The sequence below is a fragment of the Vibrio sp. Vb2131 genome (assembly GCF_033338535.1).
GTDB classification, from domain to species: domain Bacteria; phylum Pseudomonadota; class Gammaproteobacteria; order Enterobacterales; family Vibrionaceae; genus Vibrio; species Vibrio alginolyticus.
In genome coordinates this window covers 88497-114291 of record NZ_JAWOSW010000002.1, presented here as the reverse complement: position 1 = coordinate 114291, position 25795 = coordinate 88497, and the positions used below count along the sequence as shown (strand labels likewise).

Here is a 25795-nt window from a genome sequence, read left to right as displayed (position 1 = left end):
GAGACATAAAAAGAAAGCCCAACGGTCGACGTTGGGCTTTCTTTTAGTAAACACGTTTTTTGTGCGCTTCTGATAGGGCAGTCTACTAGGCTGCCTTAACGAACTTTGCTAGGAATGCATCCTTACGTTCATTAAAGCGGCGTACAAGGTCATCAACCGCTTCTTGGTCATATGGCTTCAAGCCACTTGCAACCATGCGCTTAATACCTTTACCAACGACTTCACCGTCTTCTTTAAACGCAAAGTTTAAGGTGACTACACCTCGTTTTCCTTCTACGTCGAATGTTGCGCCAGTGAAATCCACCTCTGGATGCGTAAGGTCTAAGCGTGAAAATTCGACTTCCATGCTTTCATAAATAACTAATGGACGCTGGCAGTTGATCATCATTTGCTTCTCTTCCATAAGAGGAACCATGATGTGAGGGAAGTTCATACCAGAAAATTGCACGTAATTTGTCACTACATGCTCAATAAATGCCGGATCGTGGTTAGTTTCACCTTCACGGGACATGTGTAAGTATTCTTTACCTGCCTCGTCAACAACAGCGCTTTCTTTGTCACACTTATTTTCAATATGAAGTGCTACACCATCGTTTACCATGCCAGAGAAGTTAAAACGCATCTTTTGGCTAACGCCTTCTTTACTGAGAAGCACAGCGAAAAGTAAATCCCCAGGGACACAAAAGCGTTTGTTGTCTTCATCATGAATTGGGTTGTAGTCACCTGCGACACGTTTTGCAAAGTGGCTTGCTTGTTCGCGAGTGAACTGAAACTGGTGATTAGTGTTTGAAAAATAAGGTGTTAGAAACATAATTTTTACGTAGTAACCAAAACTGTGTGGGATTATATGCGAATATCTGCGTAGCAATGGTCCATCCAGTGAAAACTTCACCGTATCCTAACAATAAGACACTATTTCGGCGGATAAACCGTTAAAAACGCATACTTTAGCAACGCTTTTATTTGTGAAAACAATAAACAACGACCTTTTCGCTCGCCTATCTTTTAAAGTATAGCCATCAAAGTAGACAGGCGTTCATAAATAGTGCCATCAATATGTTTAATCGTATATAAAAAGGCTCCACGCAGAACGTAGAGCCTTCAAGTCATTATCTGTTTATTCGATGAAATGCCAGTTATGCTTGGTTATTGAACACTTGGTAACAAGCTCTCTGGCATGAGCGTGTTGTGGATAGCCAGCTTAAGCAGAGTATTTGCCTGTTCAATGTCTGGAGCAAAGTAGCGATCTTTATCGTAGAACGATACTTTTTCACGCAACATTTGTTTCGCAATCTCAATACGCTCAGAGGACTTGTTTGGCGCTCTAAAGTCTAGGCCTTGTGCTGCTGAGAGGTATTCGACAGCCAGAATACCGCGAGTGTTTTCGCCCATTTCTTTCAATCTGCGAGCCGCGAATGTTGCCATTGAGACGTGATCTTCTTGGTTTGCAGATGTTGGCAAGCTGTCTACTGACGCTGGGTGAGCGAGTGTTTTGTTTTCACTTGCTAACGCAGCGGAGGTAACCTGAGCAATCATGAAACCAGAGTTCACACCACCATTGTCGACTAAGAACGGTGGCAGTTTTGATAGCGCGCTATCGATAAGTAATGCCATACGACGTTCAGACAAGCTGCCGATCTCGGCAATCGCAAGTGCTAGGTTGTCGGCTGCCATTGCAACAGGCTCCGCGTGGAAGTTACCGCCAGAGATGATGTCACCATCTTCAGCAAACACCAACGGGTTATCTGATACGGAATTCGCTTCTACTTGTAGTACTTCCGCCGCATTGCGGATTTGCTGTAAACACGCCCCCATCACTTGAGGCTGACAGCGCAAAGAATACGGGTCTTGTACTTTTTCACAGTTAGTGTGCGAATCACCTATTTCACTCGATGTGTCTAACAAATGACGGTATGCGAGTGCTGCGTCCATTTGGCTGCGATGACCACGTACACGGTGAATGCGCGGATCGAATGGACGTCGGCTGCCGAGAGCGGCTTCAACAGACATTGCACCACAAACGGTTGCTGACGCGAAAAGGTCTTCCGCGATAAACAGGCCTTCCAATGCGAACGCTGTGGATGCCTGAGTCCCATTTAGTAGCGCTAAGCCTTCTTTTGGCGCCAGAGTGATAGGCTCTAGACCTGCGATTTTTAAAGCTTCTTGCCCGGAAATGATATTACCGTTGTGGCGAGCTTGTCCTTCTCCCAGTAATACTGTGCTCATATGGGCTAGAGGAGCTAAGTCACCTGATGCGCCAACAGAGCCCTTTTTAGGTACGCAAGGGTAAACTTGTGCGTTGACTAGGTCGGTCAGCATATTAATGACTTTTAGGCGAATCCCAGAAAAGCCACGAGACAGACTATTGATTTTTAATACCATCATCAGACGAACCGTTTCATCTGACATAAACTCACCGATACCTGCCGCATGAGAGAGAACGATACTGCGTTGCAGTGTTTCTAAATCTTCTGGTGCTATTCGTGTGTTAGCCAATAGCCCAAAACCAGTGTTAATTCCGTAAACCGTTCGATCTTCCGCGATGACTCGGTCTACGACCTGTGTGCTTTCTTCAATGGCCGGAATGGCTTCAGGATCCAAAGTAAGGTTGACTGGTGAACGGCTCACTTGGCGTAGTTCGTTTAAGCTAATATGACCTGGCTTTAGCGTTAAATTTAACATCTCTTTCATCCTTACTTGAGCTTCTTCAGTTCTTCGTTGAGCATTGGCAAATCTAGCCCTTGCTCTGCTGCACATTGTTTAGCGATATCGTATCCCGCATCAGCATGACGCATCACGCCTGTTGCTGGGTCGTTATGCAGCACGCGGGCAATACGTTCTGAGGCATCTTCACTGCCGTCACAGCAGATAACCATACCTGAGTGTTGCGAGAAGCCCATACCTACGCCACCACCGTGGTGTAGTGAAACCCAAGTTGCGCCGCCCGCCGTGTTGAGTAGCGCGTTTAATAATGGCCAGTCTGATACGGCGTCAGAACCGTCCATCATACCTTCGGTTTCACGGTTCGGGCTTGCTACAGAGCCAGAGTCTAAGTGGTCTCGACCAATGACAACGGGCGCCTTAAGTTCGCCATTTTTCACCATTTCGTTGAATGCTTGACCAAGACGCTCACGATCTTTAAGACCAACCCAGCAAATACGCGCAGGTAAACCTTGGAACTGGATGCGTTCGCGAGCCATATCTAGCCAGTTATGTAAGTGCGGATTATCTGGAATTAGCTCTTTTACTTTTTGGTCGGTTTTATAAATGTCCTCAGGATCGCCAGAGAGAGCAGCCCAACGGAAAGGACCGATACCTTCACAGAATAGAGGACGAATGTAGGCTGGAACGAAGCCAGGGAAATCAAATGCGTTTTCTATGCCTTCTTCCAAGGCCATCTGGCGGATGTTGTTGCCATAGTCGAGTGTTGCGGCGCCGCGATTTTGCAGCTCTAACATCGCTTGAACTTGCACAGCCATGGATTTTTTCGCGGCTTTTACGACCATTGCTTCATCTTGCAAACGCATTTCTGCTGCGTGAGACATGCTCCAGCCTTGTGGTAAATAGCCATTGAGCGGGTCGTGTGCAGACGTTTGGTCTGTTACGACATCAGGCGTGATATTACGTTCTACCAGCTCAGAGAAAACGTCTGCTGCATTACCTAGTAGACCAACCGATACTGGTGTGTCTGACTCTTTAATGATAGCTAGCGCTTCATCTAAAGAAGTCGCTTTCTTATCGACATAGCCTGTACGTAGGCGGTAATCGATACGTGACTCATCACACTCTACTGCAATCATGGAGAAGCCCGCCATTGTACCAGCGAGAGGTTGAGCACCACCCATGCCACCGAGACCACCTGTTAGAATCCAACGGCCCTTTGCTTCACCGTCAAAGTGTTTTTTTGCAACAGATACGAACGTTTCGTATGTGCCTTGTACGATACCTTGCGAGCCAATGTATATCCAGCTGCCAGCGGTCATTTGGCCGTACATCATCAAGCCTTGTTTATCGAGCTCGTTGAAGTGTTCCCAGTTTGCCCAATGCGGAACAAGGTTTGAGTTTGCGATAAGCACGCGTGGAGCATTTTTATGAGTAGGGAAAACACCAACAGGCTTGCCTGATTGAACTAAAAGCGTTTGGTCATCTTCGAGTCTTTCAAGTACTTCAACAATCTTGTCGTAACATTCCCAGTTTCGCGCTGCTCGGCCAATGCCGCCATATACAACCAGTGAATGTGGATGTTCTGCAACATCAGGATCAAGGTTGTTCATCAGCATACGAAGAGGGGCTTCGGTTAGCCAAGATTTTGCGCGCAGTTTATCTCCGTGAGGTGCACGAATTGTTCTGCTTGTATCAAGTCGTGGATCTTGTCCCTGGCGCTGTGTCATTTCAGACTCCTTTAGTTTCTCGTGATGACCAAGTACTTGCTTGGTCGTAATAATCAGTGGCATCTGGGATGCATTATGGTTTGTGCTGTTTTTCCGCCATTGCGTTGGCGATATCCCAACACAAACGGGCAGCTAATCGTGCAGTTTGACTATCGACGTCATAATTTGGGTTGTATTCGGCGATATCAGCCAGCATTAACTTATTTTTGTAATGAAGAATTCGATCTAAAAAGGGTGCAATAGTGTCGTAACTCACTCCCCGAGCTGCTGGTGCGCTGACTCCAGGTGCGGTTGCGGCAGGAAATACATCCAGATCAATGGTCAAATAGAGGTAGTCACAGTCGTCAATAAAATGCTGAAGCTGAGTTAAGTGATAACTGTGGTTTAAGTAGCAGAGCTGATTGTCCTCTACATACCAAACATTTAACACATCTGCTTTTTCAAATAGCGCTTTAGTGTTGCTACTACGGCTTACACCAATACAAGCGTAATGAAAGTCCCAATCGTTACGTTGACAAAAATGATGAATTTGGTTGAAGGGTGTACCAGAGCTCGGTCTTATGTCGGCGAGGTTACTCTCAAATGCGCGCAAATCGAAATGCGCATCGAAATTGATAATGCCGATTTTAGGTTTCTTCTCTGGATAGTGCTCTTTAAAATACCCCGCTAAGCCGGAAAACGAGGCCCACGCAATCTCATGCCCACCACCCAGCACGATGACTGGCGTATGGGGCAGTGCGCTTGAAATGGTTGCTGCACATAGAGCTTGGCTCTCCTCCAGTAAGTCGTCTTCACACACCACAGTACCTAAGTCATATAGTGGGGCGTCTTGGTGCCATGCTAAATTAGCGAGTGCTCGTCGGATTAAGTCTGGCGCTTTTTTCGCGCCAATGCGTCCTTTGTTTCTCGCAACGCCAGCGTCGGTAGCAAAACCGAGTAATGAGACGCCATGCGCAACGGCACTCAACTCATCTGCTTTTTGGCGTTGAACAACGTGATGAATTCGCTGACCAAGCTTGCCGTCCTCGGCATCATGACGGCCTTGCCAATGAAATAGGGGAGAGTGTAGGTCGAATTGAGACATATTAGTGGCCTCCGTGTGAAATGTATTCACCATTTACTATACGACCTACCAGACGTTTTGCTCCGACTTGATAGCTTAAATCCGCAGGGCTTTCGATATCCCAGATAGAGAAGTCCGCATCAAACCCTACTTTGATTTCGCCACGTGAGTTTTGATAACCCAGAGCTTTGGCTGCATGTTGCGTTACACCACGCAGTGCTTCTTGCGGTGTAAGGCGAAATAGTGTGCACGCCATATTCAGCATGAGTGTGAGATCAGAAAATGGTGATGTACCTGGGTTGACGTCCGTAGCAATTGCCATCGGCACGTTATGCTCTCTCAACAACTCGATCGGTGGTAACTGAGTTTCTCTTAGAAAATAAAAAGCGCCAGGCAATAGAGTGGCGACGGTGTTTGATCGAGCAAGTGCTTTAACACCTTGCTCATCTAAAAACTCGATGTGATCCGCTGACAGACCGTTGTATTGCGCAGTGAGGGCTGTACCACCGAGATTAGAAAGTTGCTCAGTATGCCCTTTAACCTTTAAGCCGTGGCGTTTTGCAGCTACAAACACTTTTTCTGTTTGTTCAAGATTGAAACCAATCGATTCACAAAAAACATCGACACTCGTAGCTAATTCTTCCTTTGCGACAACAGGGATTATGTCCTGACAAATGTGCTCAATATAATCATCTGCACGACCTTGGAACTCTGGCGGAATGGCGTGAGCGGCGAGAAGTGTAGTGGTGATTTTAACTTTGCGCTCTTGTTCAAGCATTTTGGCTGCACGGAGCATTTTTATTTCATCATTCAGTGTCAATCCATAGCCAGATTTCACCTCGACAGAAGTGACGCCACTCGCGAGTAACCCATCTAAACGTGGTAACGCTAACTCAACTAGTTGTGCTTCGGTTGCAGAGCGTGTCGCATGTACCGTTGAGAGAATCCCGCCGCCTTGTTTGGAAATTTCTTGATATGGCACGCCGTTTAAGCGCATTTCAAATTCGTTGGCACGATTGCCCGCGTAAATAAGATGAGTGTGGCAGTCGATCAAACCTGGCAGAACTAACTTGCCTTGAAGGTCGATACTCTGAGCGTAATGTTGGGCAGACAGCAGAGACTCGGTTTGCGGTGCGTCTTCACCAATGGCACAAGTACTGATCGCAACGATTTTTCCAGATTTAATACCAATGCGCGCTGGAGGCGTTGGAAGGTATCCGCATTCTCCCGATTGCATGGTAACTAGACGTGCGTTTTCAATCAGCAAATCCATGTTTGTGTCCCTGTGTTTATTTGTATCATTAAATGTATATACAAATAAATAGAGCAAAATAAGAATACTGACAAGATTGATGTTGCTAAAATGTGATCAAAACGTAGATCTAGAGGACAAATCTTGTCCTTAAATGAGCACTTTTGAGCTCAGCTTATATTTGTTACCAGGGTGATAAAGTAGGGCGGTACTGACTAATTTATCTTGGCTCCACGTTCTGCGATTCAAGAGAAGGCAAGGTTCATTGGCTTGCATTTTTAAGTCTTGCTTAATACGGCTTTCAGGCACAATTGCCTCTACAGTATGTTCTATCGCGCTGAGTGGGCAATTATTTGACAGGTATTGATTTGGAGTGATTTGTGTGAAGTCTTGATTTAAATAACTCGGGGCATATTGGCTATTCACCCAGCGGAGCTCCAATTGAATCGGCGTTTGGTCTTCATAGTGAATAATTTCACTGTAAAACACTGTCGTGCCTAGCATAACGCCGAGTTTTGTCGCAATGTTGTCATCTGCTTTTATAGCAATTTGTTTGAGCACTTTACTGCCATACTTTCGCCCTCTATCGCTGACTTCTTCGGCAATGTTTCGAATGTCTAGCAGAGGAGATTCTGACTTTTCACCAGGATCACACACGAACGTGCCTAAACGTGGGCGACGTTGTAATCGGCCCTCATTTACTAAATCCCGAATTGCTTTGTTCACTGTCATTCTACTGACACCAAATTGCTCGGTAAGCTCAATCTCGGTGGCGATGCGATGACCAACTACCCACTCTCCAGCCTCAATTTTATCCAGGATAAATTGTTTAATTTGAATGTAGAGTGGTGCAGACATAATCATTTTCCTTTATTTGACTATACAAATACTGCTTAATTTAGGTACAAATTGCAAACATTTCTCGACGAATGTACCGCTTAGTGACCGAGCAATCCTATTGCAGAGCTGAATGACTCTTGCTGCTGAGTATTATTTGGATTGATGATTGAATTCAAACATTTTCTTGTGGTCTATTGCTTGCACAGCAGAAAACAATTGTGTAAACAAACGATTATTAGAAGAAAAATCGCTAAAAAAGGAAAAGTATGTTTAAAAAATTGAAAGCATCACTGGGGATCGGCTCTGCAAAAGTAGATACCACTTTGGACGAAATGAGCGTGTTTCAAGGAGCGACGCTGAAAGGGCATGTTCATATCAAAGGCGGAGACGTCGAACAACAAATTGATGCTATTACGATTAAATTGAACACGGAAATGAAAGTCGAAGTGGATGATAGCGTAAGTTACCAAACCTTCACTATTGATCAATTGAAAGCAGTTGACCCTTTTGTGATTCAACCTAATGAAGAAAAGCAGGTTCCGTTTGAGCTAAAACTGCATGATGAAACGCCAATTACTGCGGTTAGCGCACTTAAGAATCAATGTCATGTTTGGGTCGAGACGACGTTAGATATTGATTTTGCGATTGACCCGCGTGACCGTGACTATATTGAAGTGAAACCACTACCAGTAGCATCTCGGGTTATTCAAGCGATCGAGCAAGCTGGCTTCACTATGGTTAAAGCCGATGTTGAAAAAGGCTTTTTGCGCGGTGGCTCGTTTGCCTCTCGCTCTGGTATTTATCAAGAGCTAGAGTTCCGTAACAGCGGCTTTATCTCATCAAAAGAAATTGAGCTCTCTTTTATTCTGGAAGGGCAGGTCATGCATTGTTTGGCAGAGATTGACCGTTCGCTCAGCTTGGCTGGTGACCAATATCGCTCGTTTACGTTGCCGATCAATGCAACCGATGCTCAAGTCGCTGCCGCAGTTACACCAACGCTAAATCTATAGCTCTCATCAACTTGATGAAAATATGTACCGATATCCTATTGTGAAAGCGATATCGGTACTGTTATCCATGTTTCTTGCGTTCTCTACGGCTAAAAACTCAAGCGCTGAATTTTCCATTAGATATCGATAGCCCAATACCAGTTCATTAGAGGCATCAGCAAACTCTGTGGGCCCTTCTGTTGAGCCTTGATACCAATGATATTCCAACATCAGGTGATGGTTATCTTCTAAGGCATAACGGTACCCACCCGCAATGGCAATCGTATTATGTCGATAGGGCAGATCGAGCAAGGCACGGTCATCCGAGCGAAAAGTCATGCCAATCATCGAATAAAATGCATGAGCATCACTTAAGTAGCTGTAGTTTAATTGGAAGCCTTGCTCGAAACTGCTACCTTGAAAAGTGCCGTGAGCCACATCGTTAAAATACAAACTGCCGCCAATCGATAGGCCGTGATGTTCATTTTGGAACACTTGATACTGTAAGTAAGTAGATAGGTTATTGGCCAGTGTTTGTCCTTCGAAATCATCTTCAAGCACATCATATTGCGGCATTGAAATGTAAAAACGATCTCTGTCTACTTTATCCCGCCCATTTTGTCCGATACCGAAAAGTTTATGGAAGCTTTTCGTCAGTCCATCTAAATGGTTGTCAGCGGCAAAGACCCATCGATAGTTGAGCTCCCACTGCCAACGGTTGCTGACTTGCCATTTGCTGCCTAATTCGATTTGATTGTGGTAATAATCCAGTGCGTATTCATCAGTATGAGCCCAAACACTTGCCACGGTTCCCGAACCATAGGCTTCGACAAAACCAGAGGGCAGACTATGCCCTGAACGCAGTATGTTGGTGTGACTAACCACTTGCATTGGGGATTGTGCGTAAGAACGCAGCGGGCCATATAAGTCATTTGATGCGAAGGCTTGCAAAGAACATATCGAGGTGCTTAGAAGTACCATAAAGCGCGATTTGAAATAGACCATGATGAATACCTACATACAAACTACTCTATAAAACAACTATATACCTAAATCGCACGTTGAGCTCTCGCCAAGCGTGTTAAGCTTTGTATCGGTTCAAACGTAATAGGCGATATTGTAATTTGTTGTGTAAGTTCATTGGGGGGCAATTCCGTTTACAAGTTATGCGGTCTCTTAAAAAGCATGATCAGATTGTCGTGACGGGTCTGCGGTTAAGTTCTTATGACAAAACAAAATCGCGCTTTGCATTCTAAATGTGAGCTAGGTACAATCCCATTTTCGATAACGGTCCGGTATTCGTGTTACCGAGAGGCCTTTATTGACTCTCAACTATTTTCAACAAATAGCTTCTAATTTGAATAACATGTGTTGCTTGGTGTGCAACACCACTGTAAAGGACATAGCATGCCTATTATTACTCTTCCTGACGGCAGTCAGCGTCAATTTGACAACCCAGTTTCTACTATGGAAGTTGCGCAATCGATCGGTCCTGGTCTTGCAAAAGCAACTATCGCTGGTCGTGTAAACGGTAACCGCGTTGATGCGTGTGATCTAATTGAAGAAGACGCAAGCCTTGAAATCATCACAGTTAAAGATGAAGTAGACGGTCTAGAAATCGTTCGTCACTCTTGTGCTCACCTTCTTGGTCACGCTCTTAAGCAGCTTTATCCTCAAGCTAAAATGGCGATCGGTCCAACCATCGACAATGGCTTCTACTACGATATCGACCTAGACGAATCTCTAACGCAAGAAGATCTTGAAAAGATTGAAAAGCGTATGAAAGAGCTAGCGAAAACCAAGTACGAAGTGGTTAAGAAAAAAGTAAGCTGGCAGGAAGCGCGTGATACGTTTGAATCACGTGGCGAACCATACAAAGTTGAAATCCTAGACGAAAACGTATCTCGCGATGATCGTCCAGGCCTTTACCACCATGAAGAATACATCGACATGTGTCGTGGTCCTCACGTTCCTAATATGAGCTTCTGTCAACACTTCACTTTGCTGAATGTTGCAGGTGCTTACTGGCGTGGTAACAGCGACAACAAAATGCTTCAACGTATCTACGGTACGGCTTTCCACGACAAGAAAGCACTGAAAGCGCACCTAACTCGCCTAGAAGAAGCGGCGAAGCGTGATCACCGTAAGATTGGTAAGCAACTAGACCTATTCCACATGCAGCAAGAAGCACCGGGTATGGTGTTCTGGCATCACAATGGTTGGTCTATCTTCCGTGATCTAGAAGTATTCATCCGCGCTAAGCTAGATGAGTACGGTTACCAAGAAGTGAAAGGTCCACTTATGATGGACCGTGTTCTTTGGGAACGCTCTGGGCATTGGGACAAATACGCTGATGCAATGTTCACAACTTCTTCTGAGAACCGCGAATACGCGATTAAGCCAATGAACTGTCCAGGTCACGTACAGATCTTCAACCAAGGTCTAAAATCGTACCGTGACCTACCGCTACGTATGGCTGAGTTTGGCTCATGTCACCGTAACGAACCATCTGGTGCACTACACGGTATTATGCGTGTACGTGGCTTTACTCAGGATGACGCTCACATTTTCTGTACTGAGAGCCAAATTCAAGAAGAAGTAACAAACTGTATCAAGATGGTGTACGATACGTACCAAACATTTGGTTTCGACAACATCGTAGTGAAACTGTCTACTCGTCCAGAGAAACGTGTAGGTTCAGATGAAATCTGGGATCAATCTGAAGAAGCATTGAAGCAGTCTCTTGAATCGATGGATATCCCATACGAAATTCAAGAAGGCGAGGGTGCGTTCTACGGTCCTAAGATTGAATTCACACTATACGATTGTCTAGACCGTGCGTGGCAGTGTGGTACTGTCCAGCTAGACTTCAACCTACCAGGTCGCTTAGGTGCAACTTATGTAGGTGAAAACAATGAACGTCTTGTACCGGTAATGATTCACCGTGCGATTCTAGGTTCACTAGAGCGCTTCATTGGTATCCTTATCGAAGAATATGCTGGTTTCTTCCCAACTTGGTTGGCGCCAGAACAAGCAGTTCTTATGAACATTACTGATAAACAGTCAGGTTATGTTCAAGAAATAGTACAAAAACTACAAAAAAGTGGAATTAGAGCTAAAGCGGACTTGAGAAATGAGAAGATTGGCTTTAAAATCCGCGAACATACTTTGAAGCGTGTACCGTATATGCTTGTTGTTGGTGACCAAGAAATGGAAGCTGGCGAAATTGCAGTGCGTACTCGTAAAGGTAAAGATCTTGGTAAATTTAAAGTGGATGATTTTATTGCATACATCCAAGACGAGATCTCTAGCCGTAAGCTCAATCTGGAGGAATAAGCTATTAAAGGCGGAAGACGTGGCCAACAGCCGGTAAAACAAAACCCGCACCGTATCAACGGTGAAATTCGTGGTATTCGTGAAGTTCGACTAACAGGCGCTGACGGTGAATCAGTTGGTGTTGTATCGATTCAAGAAGCCATTGCAGCTGCTGAAGAAGCTGGTATGGATCTCGTTGAGATCAGTCCTAACGCCGAGCCACCTGTTTGTCGTGTGATGGACTATGGTAAGTTCCTCTTCGAGAAGAGCAAAACTGCTAAAGAGCAGAAGAAGAAGCAAAAGCAGGTCCAGATCAAGGAAGTAAAATTCCGTCCTGGAACTGATATTGGAGACTATCAGGTAAAACTACGCAACCTGACGCGTTTCCTTGAAGAAGGCAACAAAGTGAAAGTAACAATTCGCTTCCGTGGCCGAGAGATGGCACACCAAGACATCGGTGTTGACGTTCTAAATCGTCTTAAGGAAGATACTGCAGAAATTGCTGTAGTTGAATCTTTCCCTAAGAAGATTGAAGGTCGCCAGATGATCATGGTGCTAGCCCCTAAAAAGAAGTAATTAACGGCTCATCAAGTAATTAAAACCTAGCCGCTTTCCTTTATATAAAGGCATATGGCTGGGTTTTGTTCGCCCTAATTACGTTGTTTATTAAACCTACTCAATGCGGAGTTATTCATCATGCCTAAGATGAAAACCAACAAAGGTGCTGCTAAGCGTTTTAAGAAAACTGCTGGTGGTATTAAGTACAAGCACGCTACAAAACGTCACATCCTGACTAAGCGTACTACTAAGAACAAGCGTCAACTACGTCCGAATGCAATCCTTCCAAAATGTGAAGTGGCTGCAGTAATCCGTATGTTGCCATACGCTTAATTCTTTTTAGTTATCAATCGTTTAGTTTAGGAGAAGCATAATGCCTCGCGTAAAACGTGGTGTACAAGCTCGTGCACGTCATAAGAAAGTTCTAAAACAAGCTAAAGGTTACTACGGTGCGCGTTCACGTGTTTACCGCGTAGCTTTCCAAGCAGTTACTAAAGCTGGTCAATACGCTTACCGTGACCGTCGCGCTAAGAAACGTCAATTCCGTCAACTATGGATTGCACGTATCAATGCGGCATCTCGTCAAAATGGTCTATCTTACAGCCGTTTCATCAACGGTCTGAAGAAAGCATCTATCGAGATCGACCGTAAGATCCTTGCGGACATCGCAGTATTCGACAAAGCTGCATTTGCAGTTCTAGTTGAAAAAGCGAAAGCTGCTCTTTAATTAGCAGTTTAGGATTAAGAGAAGGAGAGCATTAGCTCTCCTTTTTTATTGCTAAAATTTATACCCAAATGACTTTTAGCTTGGCTATTTAGAGTATTGTTTATCAGTCTTCTCAATTTATTGGTTAGCATCTTATGTTAGTTATAAGGTAGCTTGGGTATAAATTTTTACGTTTATAAGGGATTAAAAATGATCTACACAACGACCGAAAGCATTCCTGGCAAGCAGATCTCTGAAATCAGAGGGGTTGTAACTGGTAATGTTGTTCAATCAAAGCATATTGGCCGTGACCTCATGGCGGGTATCAAGAGCATTGTTGGCGGCGAAATTCGTGGTTACACGGAAATGATGACCGACGCGCGTGATATTGCTATACAGCGCATGGTGGCGGACGCTGAATCTAAAGGTGCCGATGCAATAGTAGGGATTCGATTTACCACAAGCTCAATCGTAGATGGTTCTTCGGAAATTTTGGCATTTGGTACTGCAGTGAAACTAGCGGACTAGTCTACTTGAATAGCATTGCAAAAATGCTAATAGAGAGCGGTGAATTATTATGCATTTACCGTTCTGTTCCTTTTAGGTTAATTATTCTAGATTTTTGTAGAGAGAATAGGTTTATATTCTCAACTTTACGTTACTATTAAAATTAATCATGATGATTTAGAGTAATTGCTTCACTTTTATTTTGCATATTATTTTATATCTATAATGAAATTGAATTCATATTGAATTTTTCATTTGTTGTGTGAATTCTCTTTTCGGTATATTAATTCATGTTTTTCTTATAAAAATATGAACTTATACCTTGCCAAGCGGTTCTAAATTGTTACAAATACTATACAGCTGTAACATTGCCAAAAGGAATTGTAGATGAGAGATCTGACTCCCGAATACTTGCTAGCCGCATTACGCCAAGCGATTAAAACAAAAGGGCTAACATATCGAGAGCTATCTGAGAAAATGGGTATGCCACTATCTACCTTTAAGAGACATCTTACAAGCACGAATCTCGCTTTAGATAAGTTGCTGGAATATTGTAGAGCGGTTGATTGCACGTTAGATGAACTACAAAAGCTCGCAAATCAATTGCAAGGTGAAGACGAGGATTACTTTAGTCGCACACAGGATGAAGTATTCTTTCAATTCCCTCACCTTTACGACTTTTATCGTGAATTGAGAATGTTACGAGGTAAAGACGGCTATTCTATTTTAAAGAAAAAGTATGACTTGTCTGAGCAGAGCATGTCCGATTACTTAAAAGCATTAGAGTTGTTGGATCTCGTTTACGTTGATGAAGATAAAAATATAACGCTGCACGGACCTTTATATTATAGCTATGCAGAGAACTCCAAGCTCAACGACAAATATACCGAAATCATAAAAGAGCAGACGACTACCCACGATAAGTGTGTTCGCGTTGCTTTGGCGCGTATGAAAATTACCGAAGAACAGCTTTTGTTACTGGAAGATCAAGTCGCAAAGACCGTCATCGATTTTCATTCCAAAAATGTTGTAGCAGAGAACTTTAATGTCTCTGATTTTACTAATATTGTTCTACTTGCTGGGCCACATCAGCCAGTCACATTCTCTGACGGCATTATTGAGACAGAGGGGCGATTTATTGATGATATTCGTTATGCCATCGCATCTGCAGGTGATAAGCCAAGCCTATCTATATAGATTTTGAGCCTTTTTTGAAGAGAGTTTCTGAAAGGGCGTTGCAAAAGAAAAAGCCTAAGACAGCAAATACTTTGTAAGTAGGGCATTCAGCGGTGTTTGCTCTTAATTCAGACTTAAAGTGTTTTGGGCTTATTTCGAATAATACCTGTTCAGTATCTACTTTCGTCATTTTTAACATGCTGATTTCCTTCGTTGTTCCTCCCAAAGCCTCTCTCGCTTCCTCTACAAAGAAACCATTCTCGTTGAACCAAGCATCCTGTAGCTACTTGGGTATGCATAATTGGTAGCTATTTATCTTCTAATTATAAATTCATACTTGAAATGTTTGTTTTTTGATCTATTATGACGAAGTGTCATTTGTGACGGTTCGTCAACTTTAGTTGCGTTCCTGTATTAAAGAATCGTGTTACAATTATTGGGAGTGTGTTGGTATACGGATCAAAGGATTATGTTTAACTTTCGCTGTAAAAAATATAGCAAGCAAGACGGATGTCGTGTGTCTTCAGGGCTAACAAAAAAGCAACAGGCGATTGCTGATCGTGAGATAGAGCTTATTCAATTGGCTAAGTCTTTAGTTCAAGAGCAAGGCTTTGCCAACTTAACGATGGACAAGCTTACAGCGTCAAGCCCTTATTCTAAAGGGACGATCTACAATCATTTTTGCAGCAAAGAAGATGTGATTCTTGCGCTTTGTATTCATTCGCTGAAAAGCGAAGCAATATTTTTCGAACGTACCGCCAAATTTAATGGCAATACCAGAGAAAAAATCATTGCGATGCATGTAGGTTATCGTATTTACGCTCGTATGGAGCCAGTACTATCAACTTGTGCGATTGTTGCAAAGACGCCTTGGGTTCTAGAGAAGGCTTCGCCTAAACGTGTGAATGAACTGAATAACTTGGAAGAACAAGTAATAGATGGTGCTGATGCGCTGGTGAACAATGCGGTAGAATGTGGTGATCTTAAGTTTTCTCCCGCAATTGGTTCTGATGCTATTGTATTCGCCAACTGGTCTATTGCATTCGGTTCAAACGCTTTGGCGCAAAATGCATCGAACAGTCGATGTATTCAGCGAATTCAAGACCCATTCTCAGTACTGCACAACGCGAATATGTTACTTGATGGTTTAGGTTGGTCGCCTTTATCTACAGAATGGGACTACCGTAAAACCTGGCGTCGTGTGGAGCAGGAGTTATTTAGTGAAGAGCTTGCTTATTTAGAGTCAGTGAATCGCTAATAAACTGGAAAGGCCAATCTGACGTTATGGTTGGCTTTTTTATCGCACTATTGTGACGAATCGTCATTAAATCTCAAGGGTTGGCGTTCAGCCAATGATCACGAGAAGCATAGGAAGTTACTAAAAACTGACTTATGTAGCCAAATTCATTCGATCTAAAGTTTGCATGTCGAGTTTGTCTGGTTATTTACAGCATTTGCTGTTTTTTTAGTTTTTAAATTTGACGAAACGTCACAAAAGGAGAGTGTGATGCCACATCACAACGTTCAACAATACGCCCGTTCAGGGTGGGGTAAGCTACCAACGAATTACAGTGTATTGGTGATGCTTGCTACCGTTTTATTGATTGTCATAGCAACTATTGGAGGAAAAAATCTTTACTTTAGAGGAGATTACGACATCTTCTTTGATGGAACAAATGAGCAGTTACTTGCGTTTGATGAAATTCAAACCACCTTTGCAAAATCTGACAGTCTTGCTTTGGTTATAGCGCCAAAGAGCGGCACTGTTTTTACTCCTAGCACATTATCTCTTATTCAGCAGATCACTGACGAGGCGTGGCAAGTTCCATACTCCACCCGCGTTGATTCCCTCGCCAACTACCAGCATACCGAAGCGTTTGAAGATGATCTTCTTGTCGAAGATTTACTGTATAGCGAATATGAATTGACACCTCAACGAATAGAGAAAGTCAAAAGTATTGCGTTGAGTGAGCCGGTTTTGAAAAGTTCACTGATTTCTGAAAAAGGAGGTGTCACGGTCGTAAACATTACGGTCCAACTCCGTGAAATAGATAAAACTGCTGAAGTACAAGAGGTGGTTGCTTACATAAACGGAATGATTGAGCGTTATCAGCAAGTGTACCCAGACACGGAATTCCACAAGGCTGGTATTATTGCAATGAACTACGCGTTTATGACCGCAGCCCAAGATGATAGCGCAACATTAGTGCCAACTATGTTACTAGTGATATTGGTGTTTCTGACCATCATGTTGCGCTCATTGCTTAGCGTCATCGCGACGCTCATCGTTATTATCGGCTCGGTTATGGTGACAATGGGCTTGTCAGGATGGGCTGGTATGTTCTTAAGCACGGCGACCGTTAATGTGCCTACCTTGGTGATGACGCTTGCCGTCGCAGACTGTGTACACATCATCGCGACAATGCGTCAGTCTATGCAAAACGGCTTTAGTAAAGCCCACTCTATTGAGCGAAGTATTGCGCTCAATTTCATGCCTATCTTGATTACCTCCATTACCACCGCGATCGGCTTTTTAATGATGAATATGTCGGATTCTCCAATCCTGAGAGATTTCGGCAACCTATCAGCCCTTGGCGTCATGGTTGCTTGTTTCCTTTCCATCACGTTACTTCCCGCCTTGCTTAATATCCTTCCGATTACGGTGAAGTTGGATACTTCTGATGAAAGAAAGCACTTTATGGATCATTTAGGAGATTTCGTGGTGTCAAAGCGACATGCGTTATTGCCGTTGTCGGTGCTTGTTATTGTCGCGAGTGCGAGCTTGATTCCGCTGAACAAAGTCAATGATGAATCCGTCGAGTACTTTGGCCATAGCAATGAATTTCGCCGAGCGGCTGATTTTATGGAAGAGCGAATCAGTGGCATGGCGAACATCAGTATCGCGATAAAAACCAACGAATCGCAGGGCATTGCCGATCCTAATTTTCTCAATTCCGTGGGTAAATTTACTGACTGGCTAAGGTTGCAGCCAGAAACGGACCATGTTGCGACCTTGAGCGATGTTTATAAGCGCCTAAACAAGAACATGCATGGAGATGATCAGGCTTATTACTCGCTCCCTCAAGACAGAGAATTAGCGGCTCAATATCTGCTGCTTTATGAAATGTCACTACCGTATGGTTTAGATTTGAACAACCAAATCAATGTAGATAAGTCGTCGATCAAGATGGTTCTCACCGTGGAGAACTTGGGCAGCGTCGAGCTTGTTGATTTGGAAAATCGCATTTACCAATGGTTTAACGAAAACGCGCCTCAATATGATGTTGTTGCGTCTAGTCCTTCACTGATGTTTGCGCATATTGGTGAAACGAATATGGCCAGCATGCTGTCAACCTTGCCCATTACTCTTGTCTTAATCTCTGCATTACTGATCTTTGCCTTGCGTTCGTTCAAGCTTGGCTTAATTAGTCTTGTCCCGAACATTGCTCCTGCGCTTATTGGTTTTGGTATTTGGGCGCTGGTTTCTGGCGAGATTAACTTGGGATTGTCTGTCGTTGTGACATTAACGCTTGGTGTTGTTGTCGATGACGCCGTTCACTTTCTTTCTAAATATCAACACGCTCGTAAAGATGGCCACAGTGCGGAGCAAGCGGTTCGCTACGCCTTTCGTACCGTGGGGCGCGCACTCTGGATTACGACGGTCGTGCTTGTTGCTGGTTTCTCTGTTCTGGCGATGTCGAGCTTCCGTTTAAATGCCGATATGGGACAGCTGAGTGCCATTGTCATCTTTATTGCCCTTGTTGTGGATTTCATCTTCCTACCGACTCTACTGATGTTGTTTGACAAAGGCGTTTACGACGAGGTGGAGCGCCGAAATAAGCTTAAATCAATTGACTCTCAAACCAAGACTGTTACTCAGTCATAACGAAATAAAAGGATTGAACATGAATTTAGTAAAAAATGCCGTAAAAGTATCAGTACTTTCTGTCTCGCTTATTATGAGTCATGCGGTGTTGGCGGATAAAGCCAAAGGACTAGAAATTGCTCAAGAGCGCAAAGCCCGTGATGAAGGGTGGGGGGATTCTGTTGCTACGATGCAAATGATTCTGCGAAACGCGCAAGGAGAAAGCAGCACACGTTTAATGCGCTTACAATCACTCGAAGTTGATGGCGATGGTGACAAAGGGCTCACGATATTTGATGAACCGAGAGATGTAAAAGGCACGGCGTTTCTCAACCATTCTCATACGGTGGATGCCGATGACCAATGGCTTTACCTTCCTGCACTGAAACGTGTGAAACGTATTTCCTCGCGTAACAAATCAGGTCCTTTTATGGGCAGTGAATTCGCGTATGAGGATCTCAGTTCCTTTGAGATTGAAAAATACCGTTTCAACTACCTAAAAGATGACAGCATAAACGGGCAAGATGTTTTCGTCGTAGAGCAAATTCCGACCGATAAGAACTCAGGTTATACCAAGCAAACGGTGTGGTTAGATAAAGCGCATTATCGTCCACTTAAAGTTGAGTTTTACGACCGCAAAGGCTCTTTGTTAAAAACGCTTTCTTTTTCCGATTACAAGCAATATCTCAACCAATATTGGCGAGCGCACACTATGGCGATGACAAACCATCAAACAGGAAAAAGTACTGAGCTAACGACTAGCGAAATGCGTTTTAACACTGGATTACAAGACAATGACTTTCATAAGAATGTGTTGAAGCGAGTGAGGTAGTGGAGGAAAAATGAAGCGATTAAATGTTGGGTTGTTGCTTAGTGCAGCAGCCTTTTTTTACTCGATGCCTCTGACTGCCGTCGAGCTCGCAGGACAAGTCAATATTGAGCATCGTCAGTTTTTTAAAACGGGCTCTCAGGGTCAGAGCAAAGCGCAAACGTCATTGGTTTTGCAGCCAGAATTTTACTGGGAGATGCAAAATGGTGATGCAAACTTTACTTTCACACCTTTCTATCGTCTGGATGGTCTAGACGATGAACGAAGTCATGGCGACATACGAGAGGCACTTTATCTGACTTATTGGGATGATTATGAGCTTCGAGTTGGGATTAGTAAGGTCTTTTGGGGAGTGACTGAATCAGCCCATTTAGTTGATGTAGTAAACCAAACAGATGCCATTGAAGCCGTCGATGGTGAAGATAAACTCGGTCAGCCGATGTTACATTTTACCTCTTTCAAAGACTGGGGCACCGTCCACGCAATGTTGTTACCTTACTTTAGGGAACGAACGTTTGCGGGTACAGATGGCCGCTTGCGAACCGAACCCGTTGTCTCTGATGATGCTATCTATGAATCAAGCACAGAAGAGAAGCACGTAGATGTGGCTTTTCGATATTCGAAAATGCTTGGCGATTGGGACGTAGGCCTAAGCTATTTATATGGAACAAACCGGGATCCTTACTTTCGTTTAGAGTACGGAGAATTAAAGCCTTACTACGCTCTGATGAGTCATGTCGGTCTGGATGTGCAAGGAATTGTTGGCGATTGGTTATGGAAACTAGAAAGTGTTTATCGAGATAGCGCTGATAATCATGTCGGTCTTGTGACGGGTTTTGAGTATACCTTCGTCGGTGCATTTGACACGGTTTGGGATGTGGGAGTTATTGGTGAGTACCTCTATGACAGTCGTGGGAACAACGCACAAACTATCGGTCAAAATGATGTGTTTGCAGGTATTCGTTGGGCGCTCAATGATGAGGACGGAACGGAAGTATTGACGGGAATTACGAAGGATTTAGATAACGCTGATGTTTACAATGCTAAGTTAGAAGCATCGAGCCGAATATCGAATCACGTTAAGTGGCAAATTGATGCTTGGTTGTTTAAAAATGAAACACCAAATGATTTGCTCTACTTCGCTAGAGATGACGATTTTATCGAGCTATCTATTCAATACTATTTCTAAAAAAAAAGGGCACAACTAAACGGCAGATCAACTAAAGATGACATTTTTGACGTTTTTGTGCTCTTTTTATTCAATAACCTCTTCTTTTCGTAATTCAATTTGGCATTGGTGCCCGGTTTGGCTACTATGTACAGCTATCAAAAAACCAATCACTCCCTTATGGACACTACCAACAGGTAGATGAGGAAACGATGCAACATCTAGAAGAGATCATTGCTAGCGCGAGCACTGCAATTGAAGCTGCCGAATCGCTAGTCGCACTTGATGAAGTGCGTGTTCAGTATCTGGGTAAAAAAGGTGAGCTAACTGCTCAACTTCAAAGCCTAGGCAAACTACCACCAGAAGAACGCCGTGAAGCTGGTCAAGAGATCAACAAAGCGAAAGGCGTCGTTCAGCAAGCTATCGCAGCTCGTAAAGATGCACTACAACGTGCAGAGCTAGAAGCGAAGCTAGCAGCAGAAACAATCGACGTAACACTACCAGGTCGTCGTATCGAGAACGGTGGTCTACACCCAGTTACTCGTACTGTAGAGCGTATTGAGAAGTTCTTTGGCGAACTTGGCTTTAACACAGAGTCTGGTCCAGAAATCGAAGATGCATTCCACAACTTTGATGCACTAAACATCGCAGCTGATCACCCAGCGCGTACTGACCACGATACTTTCTTCTTCAACCCAGATTTGATGCTTCGTACTCACACGTCAGGCGTACAGATCCGTACGATGGAAAATGGTAAACCACCATTCCGTTTCATCGCACCAGGCCGTGTATACCGTAACGACTACGACCAAACGCACACGCCAATGTTCCACCAAGTGGAAGGCATGCTGGTTGATGAGAACGTAAACTTTGCTCAGCTGAAAGGCATCCTGCACGATTTCCTATGTAACTTCTTCGAAGAAGAAGTAGAAGTACGTTTCCGTCCATCTTACTTCCCATTCACTGAGCCTTCAGCTGAAGTAGACGTGAAAGGCAAAAACGGTAAATGGTTAGAAGTGCTAGGCTGCGGTATGGTTCACCCGAACGTGCTACGTAGCGTAGGTATCGATCCTGAAAAATACTCTGGTTTCGCATTCGGTATGGGTGTTGAGCGTCTAACAATGCTTCGTTACGGCGTGAACGACCTACGTGCGTTCTTCGAGAACGATCTTCGTTTCCTAAAACAGTTCAAGTAATCCAGAGGGTTCATCAACATGAAATTCAGCGAATCATGGCTTCGTGAGTGGGTAAACCCTGCGGTTACTACTGACGAGCTAACTCACCAAATTACAATGGCCGGTCTAGAGGTAGACGACGTTCTACCTGTTGCAGGGTCTTTTACTGGCGTTAAAGTCGGTCACGTTGTTGAATGTGGTCAACACCCAGATGCAGACAAACTGCGCGTAACTAAAGTTGACGTGGGTGAAGAAGAGCTTCTAGACATTGTTTGTGGCGCACCTAACTGTCGCCAAGGTCTGAAAGTAGCAGTAGCAACAGTTGGTGCTGTTCTTCCAGGTGATTTCAAAATCAAAAAAGCGAAACTACGTGGCCAGCCATCTCACGGCATGCTTTGTTCATTCACTGAACTAGGTATCGACGTTGAGTCAGACGGTATCATGGAACTAGCAGAAGACGCAGTAGTCGGTACTGATTTCCGTGAATTCCTAGGTCTAGACGACGTAACAGTAGACGTAGACTTAACAGCAAACCGCGCTGACTGTTTCAGCATTCGTGGTCTAGCTCGTGAAGTTGGCGTACTAAACCGTGCTGACGTGACTGAGCCATCAGTAGAAGCAGTTGCCCCTTCAATCGACGATAAAGTGTCTATCGAAGTGAAAGCGCCAGCTGCGTGTCCTCGTTACCTAGGTCGTGTTATTAAGAACGTAAACGTTCAAGCTGAAACGCCACTATGGATGCAAGAGAAACTGCGTCGTTGTGGTATTCGCTCTATCGACCCTGTAGTAGACATCACTAACTACGTTCTTCTAGAGCAAGGCCAACCAATGCACGCATTCGATCTAGCGAAGATCGAAGGTGGCATCGTAGTTCGTATGGCTGAGCAAGGTGAGAAGCTAACGCTTCTTGACGGCAACGAAGCAGAACTAAACGCAGATACACTAGTAGTTGCTGACCACAACAAAGCACTTGCAATCGCAGGTATCTTTGGTGGTGAAGAGTCTGGTGTAACAACTGAGACTAAAGACGTTCTACTAGAGTGTGCATTCTTTGCGCCTGACCACATCCGTGGTCGCGCACGCAGCTACGGTCTGCACACTGACTCTTCAATGCGTTTTGAGCGTGGTGTGGATTACGCACTACAAGTGAGCGCAATGGAGCGTGCAACACAGCTTCTTGTTGAAATTTGTGGCGGTGAAGTAGCACCTGTTGTTGCAGTAGAGTCTGAAGCAGACTTACCTAAGCCAAACAAAGTTGCTCTACGTCGTACTAAGCTAGACAACCTGCTAGGTCACCACATTGCAGATAGCGACGTAGTAGAAATCCTAGAGCGTCTAGGTTTGACGGTTGAAGCTTCAGAAGAAGGTTGGATGGCAGTAGCGCCAACATGGCGTTTCGATATCGCTATCGAGCAAGACCTAATTGAAGAAGTTGGCCGTATCTACGGTTATGACAACATTCCTAACCAACACCCAGCAGCAGCACTTAAGATGCACAACCACGTTGAAGCGGATCTTCCACTGAAACGCGTTCGTGATCTTCTTGTTGACCGTGGTTACCACGAAGCAATCACATACAGCTTCGTTGAGCCTGAGCAGCAAAAGCTAGTTGTACCTGGTGTTGAGCCTCTAGTACTTCCAAACCCAATTTCTGCAGACATGTCAGCAATGCGTCTTGGTCTTATCCAAGGTCTGCTGAACACGGTTGTTCACAACCAGAAGCGTCAACAGCCACGCGTTCGTCTATTCGAATACGGCCTACGTTTCATCCCATGTGAATCTGCAGAAAACGGCATGCGCCAAGAGCCTATGCTAGCGGGTGTTATCGCTGGTACTCGCGGTGAAGAACATTGGGATATCGAAACTAACACGGTTGATTTCTTCGACCTTAAGGGCGATCTAGAAGCGATTCTAGAGCTATCTGCGAACGAAAAAGCGTACTCTTTCGCTGCACTGTCACCTGAAAGCAAAAAAGCTAACCCAGCACTTCACCCAGGTCAATCTGCGGCAATCACCGTAGATGGCAAAGAAGTGGGCGTGATCGGTACCGTTCACCCTGAGCTTGAGCGTAAGTTCGGTCTAAATGGTCGTACTATCGTATTCGAAATCGAATGGTCTGCAATTAACAGCAAAGTGATCCCAGAAGCGGTAGCACTTTCTAAATTCCCTTCAAACCGTCGTGATATCGCGGTAGTAGTGGATGAAGCTGTTGCATCTGGTGACATTGTTAACGCTTGTCTAGAGCAAGGTGGCGAGTTCCTTAAAGATGCGAAACTGTTCGACGTTTACGTAGGTAAAGGCGTTGAAGATGGTAAGAAGAGCCTAGCAATCGCTCTGACTCTACAGTCACTTGAGCGTACGCTTGAAGATGCAGATATCGCTGGTGCGGTTGACGCTATCGTTGCTCACGTTTCTGAGAAGTTTGGTGCGTCTCTGCGTGACTAATCTCGCGTAACGTATCTTCTTAAGAAAATGAAAACCCTGCCAGTTTGGCAGGGTTTTTTATTTTTAGGATTACCTTATCGTTGTTCAAGTTCCTTACTGCTCGCACCATCCCTCATTACTTTAAAATACTAGACCAAACTAGGGATGGCCCTTACCCGAGATTAGGAACGTATTGTTTTTCAGCTAATACACGCTAACGATAGCTTGTTGGCGGTTAGGCAGCGAGTGAGAGGGTATAGCTAAGCAGAAGAGGTAGCGTAAGAATGCTGAAAAAGTTGCCAAATAGTACCATTGACGCCACTTTCATGGGTTCTATATTCAGCCTTTCCGCAAATAGGTAATTCATGACGGCTGGCGGCAGCATTGTGAAGAGCACCATCATTTGCAATTGCATCGTTGGAAGGGGAATTAACCAATAAATAAGTGCAAAAGCGACAGCACCAGTTGCCAGTGACTGCACGGTACACAACACACCAATCTTTAAACCGTCCAACCTTAAATGACACATTTGTGCCCCCAGAGATAAAAGCATCACGGGTACGGCCGCTTGCCCAAGTAGAGCCGTGGCTTCGTATAAAGGCGCCCATGCACCCACATTTGACACGTTGAGAAACAGAGCCAACGACGCTGCTAAAAAGATTGGCATCTTGACTATTTGCTTAAAAGGGTTGCCATGACTAAGCAGCATTACGCCTAAGCTGATATGCAAGCATGCTGACACGACAAACAAAAGCACTGCTGACGACAGCGCAATTTCTCCAAACGTATAGGTAAACAAAGGAATAGCTAGATTTCCGCTATTGCGAAACATATGTGGTGGCGCCCAGGTTTTAAACGAGAGTGACGTCCATCGACATACCGGGAGCATGAGTAGTGCGGGAATTAAAACCGCGACAATTGCCGCCAAAAGAAGCGGCCCCTGATTTGAATCGAGCGGCATGCTAACGAGTGACGAAAATACCAGTGCTGGCGTGAATACCTCAATATTAATGCGGTTTATTGGGCGAAAGTCAGGCTTGATGTAACGACCGACCAAATAGCCAACTCCGACAAGAGCAAAAACAGGGAAAAGAATATTTATGATTTGATTAATCATGGTCGCCTAGAAGCAGTGTAAGAAGCTAATGAGGAAATACACGAACTTCCACATTATCAATCTTTATATATGGCGTCATCGTTAAACAGCGAGAAGCGTGGGTTTAATCAAGCTTTCTAAGCACAGTTACAAAGTACAGGTGGTCATACCTTTTAATCTAATTGTTACGTATCGAGTTACATACAAATCACTGAATTTACGACAAGTTCTATGTCAAGTGTCTGTTAAATAACCAATATCTGATATTTTTATTAAATAGTGTTTAATGTTGATATTTAAACTACTTTTAGTTTTATAATCTGGATGTTTTTCCTGATAAAGATGAAACAAAAACAAAAATATCAAATTCCTGGCGTTTAACAATAATTTACGTAGTGCTATTCCTTTTGTTCGCCAAGAAAAAAGTTGGCGAAAATCATA

At 44.1% G+C, this 25795-nt stretch carries 22 protein-coding genes; 13 read left to right on the top strand and 9 right to left on the bottom strand.

The window, feature by feature from the left end:
• Positions 1-85: 85 nt before the first annotated feature.
• From R7E38_RS02665 to hutC, 6 genes are all read right to left on the bottom strand, one after another.
• Positions 86-811 (bottom strand): DUF3581 domain-containing protein, encoded by a 726-nt coding sequence (locus tag R7E38_RS02665; protein ID WP_017821813.1) that lies wholly within the window; start codon positions 809-811, stop codon positions 86-88.
• Positions 812-1146: 335 nt separating this feature from the next.
• A complete protein-coding gene (hutH, locus tag R7E38_RS02660; protein ID WP_017634855.1) occupies positions 1147-2682 on the bottom strand; it encodes a histidine ammonia-lyase in 1536 nt (511 codons plus the stop codon).
• Between the two features lie 11 nt (positions 2683-2693).
• Positions 2694-4391: a urocanate hydratase gene (gene hutU, locus R7E38_RS02655; RefSeq protein ID WP_226082919.1), complete on the bottom strand. Its 1698-nt coding sequence runs from the start codon at positions 4389-4391 to the stop codon at positions 2694-2696.
• A gap of 73 nt (positions 4392-4464) precedes the next feature.
• The gene (hutG, locus tag R7E38_RS02650; protein ID WP_226082922.1) at positions 4465-5475 is read right to left on the bottom strand and encodes a formimidoylglutamase; all 1011 of its coding nucleotides are present in this window, start codon (positions 5473-5475) and stop codon (positions 4465-4467) included.
• 1 nt (position 5476) lies between these two features.
• Positions 5477-6727 carry an imidazolonepropionase gene (gene hutI, locus R7E38_RS02645; protein ID WP_064353834.1) on the bottom strand — a complete coding sequence of 417 codons (1251 nt, stop codon included), beginning with the start codon at positions 6725-6727 and terminating at the stop codon, positions 5477-5479.
• A 129-nt stretch (positions 6728-6856) separates the two neighbouring features.
• A complete protein-coding gene (hutC, locus tag R7E38_RS02640; protein ID WP_054700691.1) occupies positions 6857-7564 on the bottom strand; it encodes a histidine utilization repressor in 708 nt (235 codons plus the stop codon).
• Positions 7565-7812: 248 nt separating this feature from the next.
• Here hutC and R7E38_RS02635 point away from each other — a divergent pair, with 248 nt between their 5' ends.
• Positions 7813-8556: a sporulation protein gene (locus R7E38_RS02635; RefSeq protein WP_213896030.1), complete on the top strand. Its 744-nt coding sequence runs from the start codon at positions 7813-7815 to the stop codon at positions 8554-8556.
• Positions 8557-8562: 6 nt separating this feature from the next.
• On the opposite strand, the gene R7E38_RS02630 is transcribed toward R7E38_RS02635, so the two are convergent.
• Positions 8563-9540, bottom strand: coding sequence for a DUF3187 family protein (locus tag R7E38_RS02630; protein ID WP_005377942.1), 978 nt, complete (start codon positions 9538-9540; stop codon positions 8563-8565).
• A gap of 402 nt (positions 9541-9942) precedes the next feature.
• On the opposite strand from R7E38_RS02630, the gene thrS reads away from it, so the two are divergent.
• The 6 genes from thrS (at position 9943) to R7E38_RS02600 (ending at position 14818) form a co-directional block, all read left to right on the top strand.
• Complete coding sequence (thrS, locus tag R7E38_RS02625) at positions 9943-11871, top strand: threonine--tRNA ligase (protein ID WP_005395892.1); 1929 nt, start codon at positions 9943-9945, stop codon at positions 11869-11871.
• 3 nt (positions 11872-11874) lie between these two features.
• Entirely contained in the window at positions 11875-12426 is a 552-nt protein-coding gene (gene infC, locus R7E38_RS02620; RefSeq protein WP_080276913.1) for a translation initiation factor IF-3, read from the top strand.
• 120 nt (positions 12427-12546) lie between these two features.
• Positions 12547-12741, top strand: coding sequence for a 50S ribosomal protein L35 (gene rpmI, locus R7E38_RS02615; protein ID WP_005377932.1), 195 nt, complete (start codon positions 12547-12549; stop codon positions 12739-12741).
• A 40-nt stretch (positions 12742-12781) separates the two neighbouring features.
• Complete coding sequence (gene rplT, locus R7E38_RS02610) at positions 12782-13135, top strand: 50S ribosomal protein L20 (RefSeq protein ID WP_004727974.1); 354 nt, start codon at positions 12782-12784, stop codon at positions 13133-13135.
• Between the two features lie 189 nt (positions 13136-13324).
• A complete protein-coding gene (locus R7E38_RS02605; protein WP_005377919.1) occupies positions 13325-13642 on the top strand; it encodes a heavy metal-binding domain-containing protein in 318 nt (105 codons plus the stop codon).
• 366 nt (positions 13643-14008) lie between these two features.
• Positions 14009-14818 carry a helix-turn-helix domain-containing protein gene (locus R7E38_RS02600; protein ID WP_005377917.1) on the top strand — a complete coding sequence of 270 codons (810 nt, stop codon included), beginning with the start codon at positions 14009-14011 and terminating at the stop codon, positions 14816-14818.
• Here the strand turns inward: R7E38_RS02600 and R7E38_RS02595 are convergent.
• A complete protein-coding gene (locus R7E38_RS02595) occupies positions 14811-14996 on the bottom strand; it encodes a hypothetical protein (RefSeq protein WP_017821820.1) in 186 nt (61 codons plus the stop codon). The genes R7E38_RS02600 and R7E38_RS02595 overlap by 8 nt on opposite strands.
• A gap of 270 nt (positions 14997-15266) precedes the next feature.
• Here R7E38_RS02595 and R7E38_RS02590 point away from each other — a divergent pair, with 270 nt between their 5' ends.
• The 6 genes from R7E38_RS02590 (at position 15267) to pheT (ending at position 24279) form a co-directional block, all read left to right on the top strand.
• The gene (locus tag R7E38_RS02590; RefSeq protein ID WP_005377913.1) at positions 15267-16055 is read left to right on the top strand and encodes a TetR/AcrR family transcriptional regulator; all 789 of its coding nucleotides are present in this window, start codon (positions 15267-15269) and stop codon (positions 16053-16055) included.
• A gap of 249 nt (positions 16056-16304) precedes the next feature.
• Positions 16305-18683, top strand: coding sequence for an efflux RND transporter permease subunit (locus tag R7E38_RS02585; protein ID WP_226082924.1), 2379 nt, complete (start codon positions 16305-16307; stop codon positions 18681-18683).
• 19 nt (positions 18684-18702) lie between these two features.
• Entirely contained in the window at positions 18703-19494 is a 792-nt protein-coding gene (locus R7E38_RS02580; protein ID WP_213915729.1) for an outer membrane lipoprotein-sorting protein, read from the top strand.
• Positions 19495-19504: 10 nt separating this feature from the next.
• Positions 19505-20680: a hypothetical protein gene (locus R7E38_RS02575; protein WP_213889992.1), complete on the top strand. Its 1176-nt coding sequence runs from the start codon at positions 19505-19507 to the stop codon at positions 20678-20680.
• A 191-nt stretch (positions 20681-20871) separates the two neighbouring features.
• Positions 20872-21855, top strand: a complete 984-nt coding sequence (gene pheS, locus R7E38_RS02570; protein ID WP_065645301.1) for a phenylalanine--tRNA ligase subunit alpha — start codon at positions 20872-20874, stop codon at positions 21853-21855.
• An 18-nt stretch (positions 21856-21873) separates the two neighbouring features.
• Entirely contained in the window at positions 21874-24279 is a 2406-nt protein-coding gene (gene pheT, locus R7E38_RS02565) for a phenylalanine--tRNA ligase subunit beta (protein WP_226082926.1), read from the top strand.
• Positions 24280-24493: 214 nt separating this feature from the next.
• Here the strand turns inward: pheT and R7E38_RS02560 are convergent, their stop codons facing one another.
• Entirely contained in the window at positions 24494-25375 is an 882-nt protein-coding gene (locus R7E38_RS02560; protein ID WP_213886315.1) for an AEC family transporter, read from the bottom strand.
• Between the last annotated feature and the right edge of the window lie 420 nt (positions 25376-25795).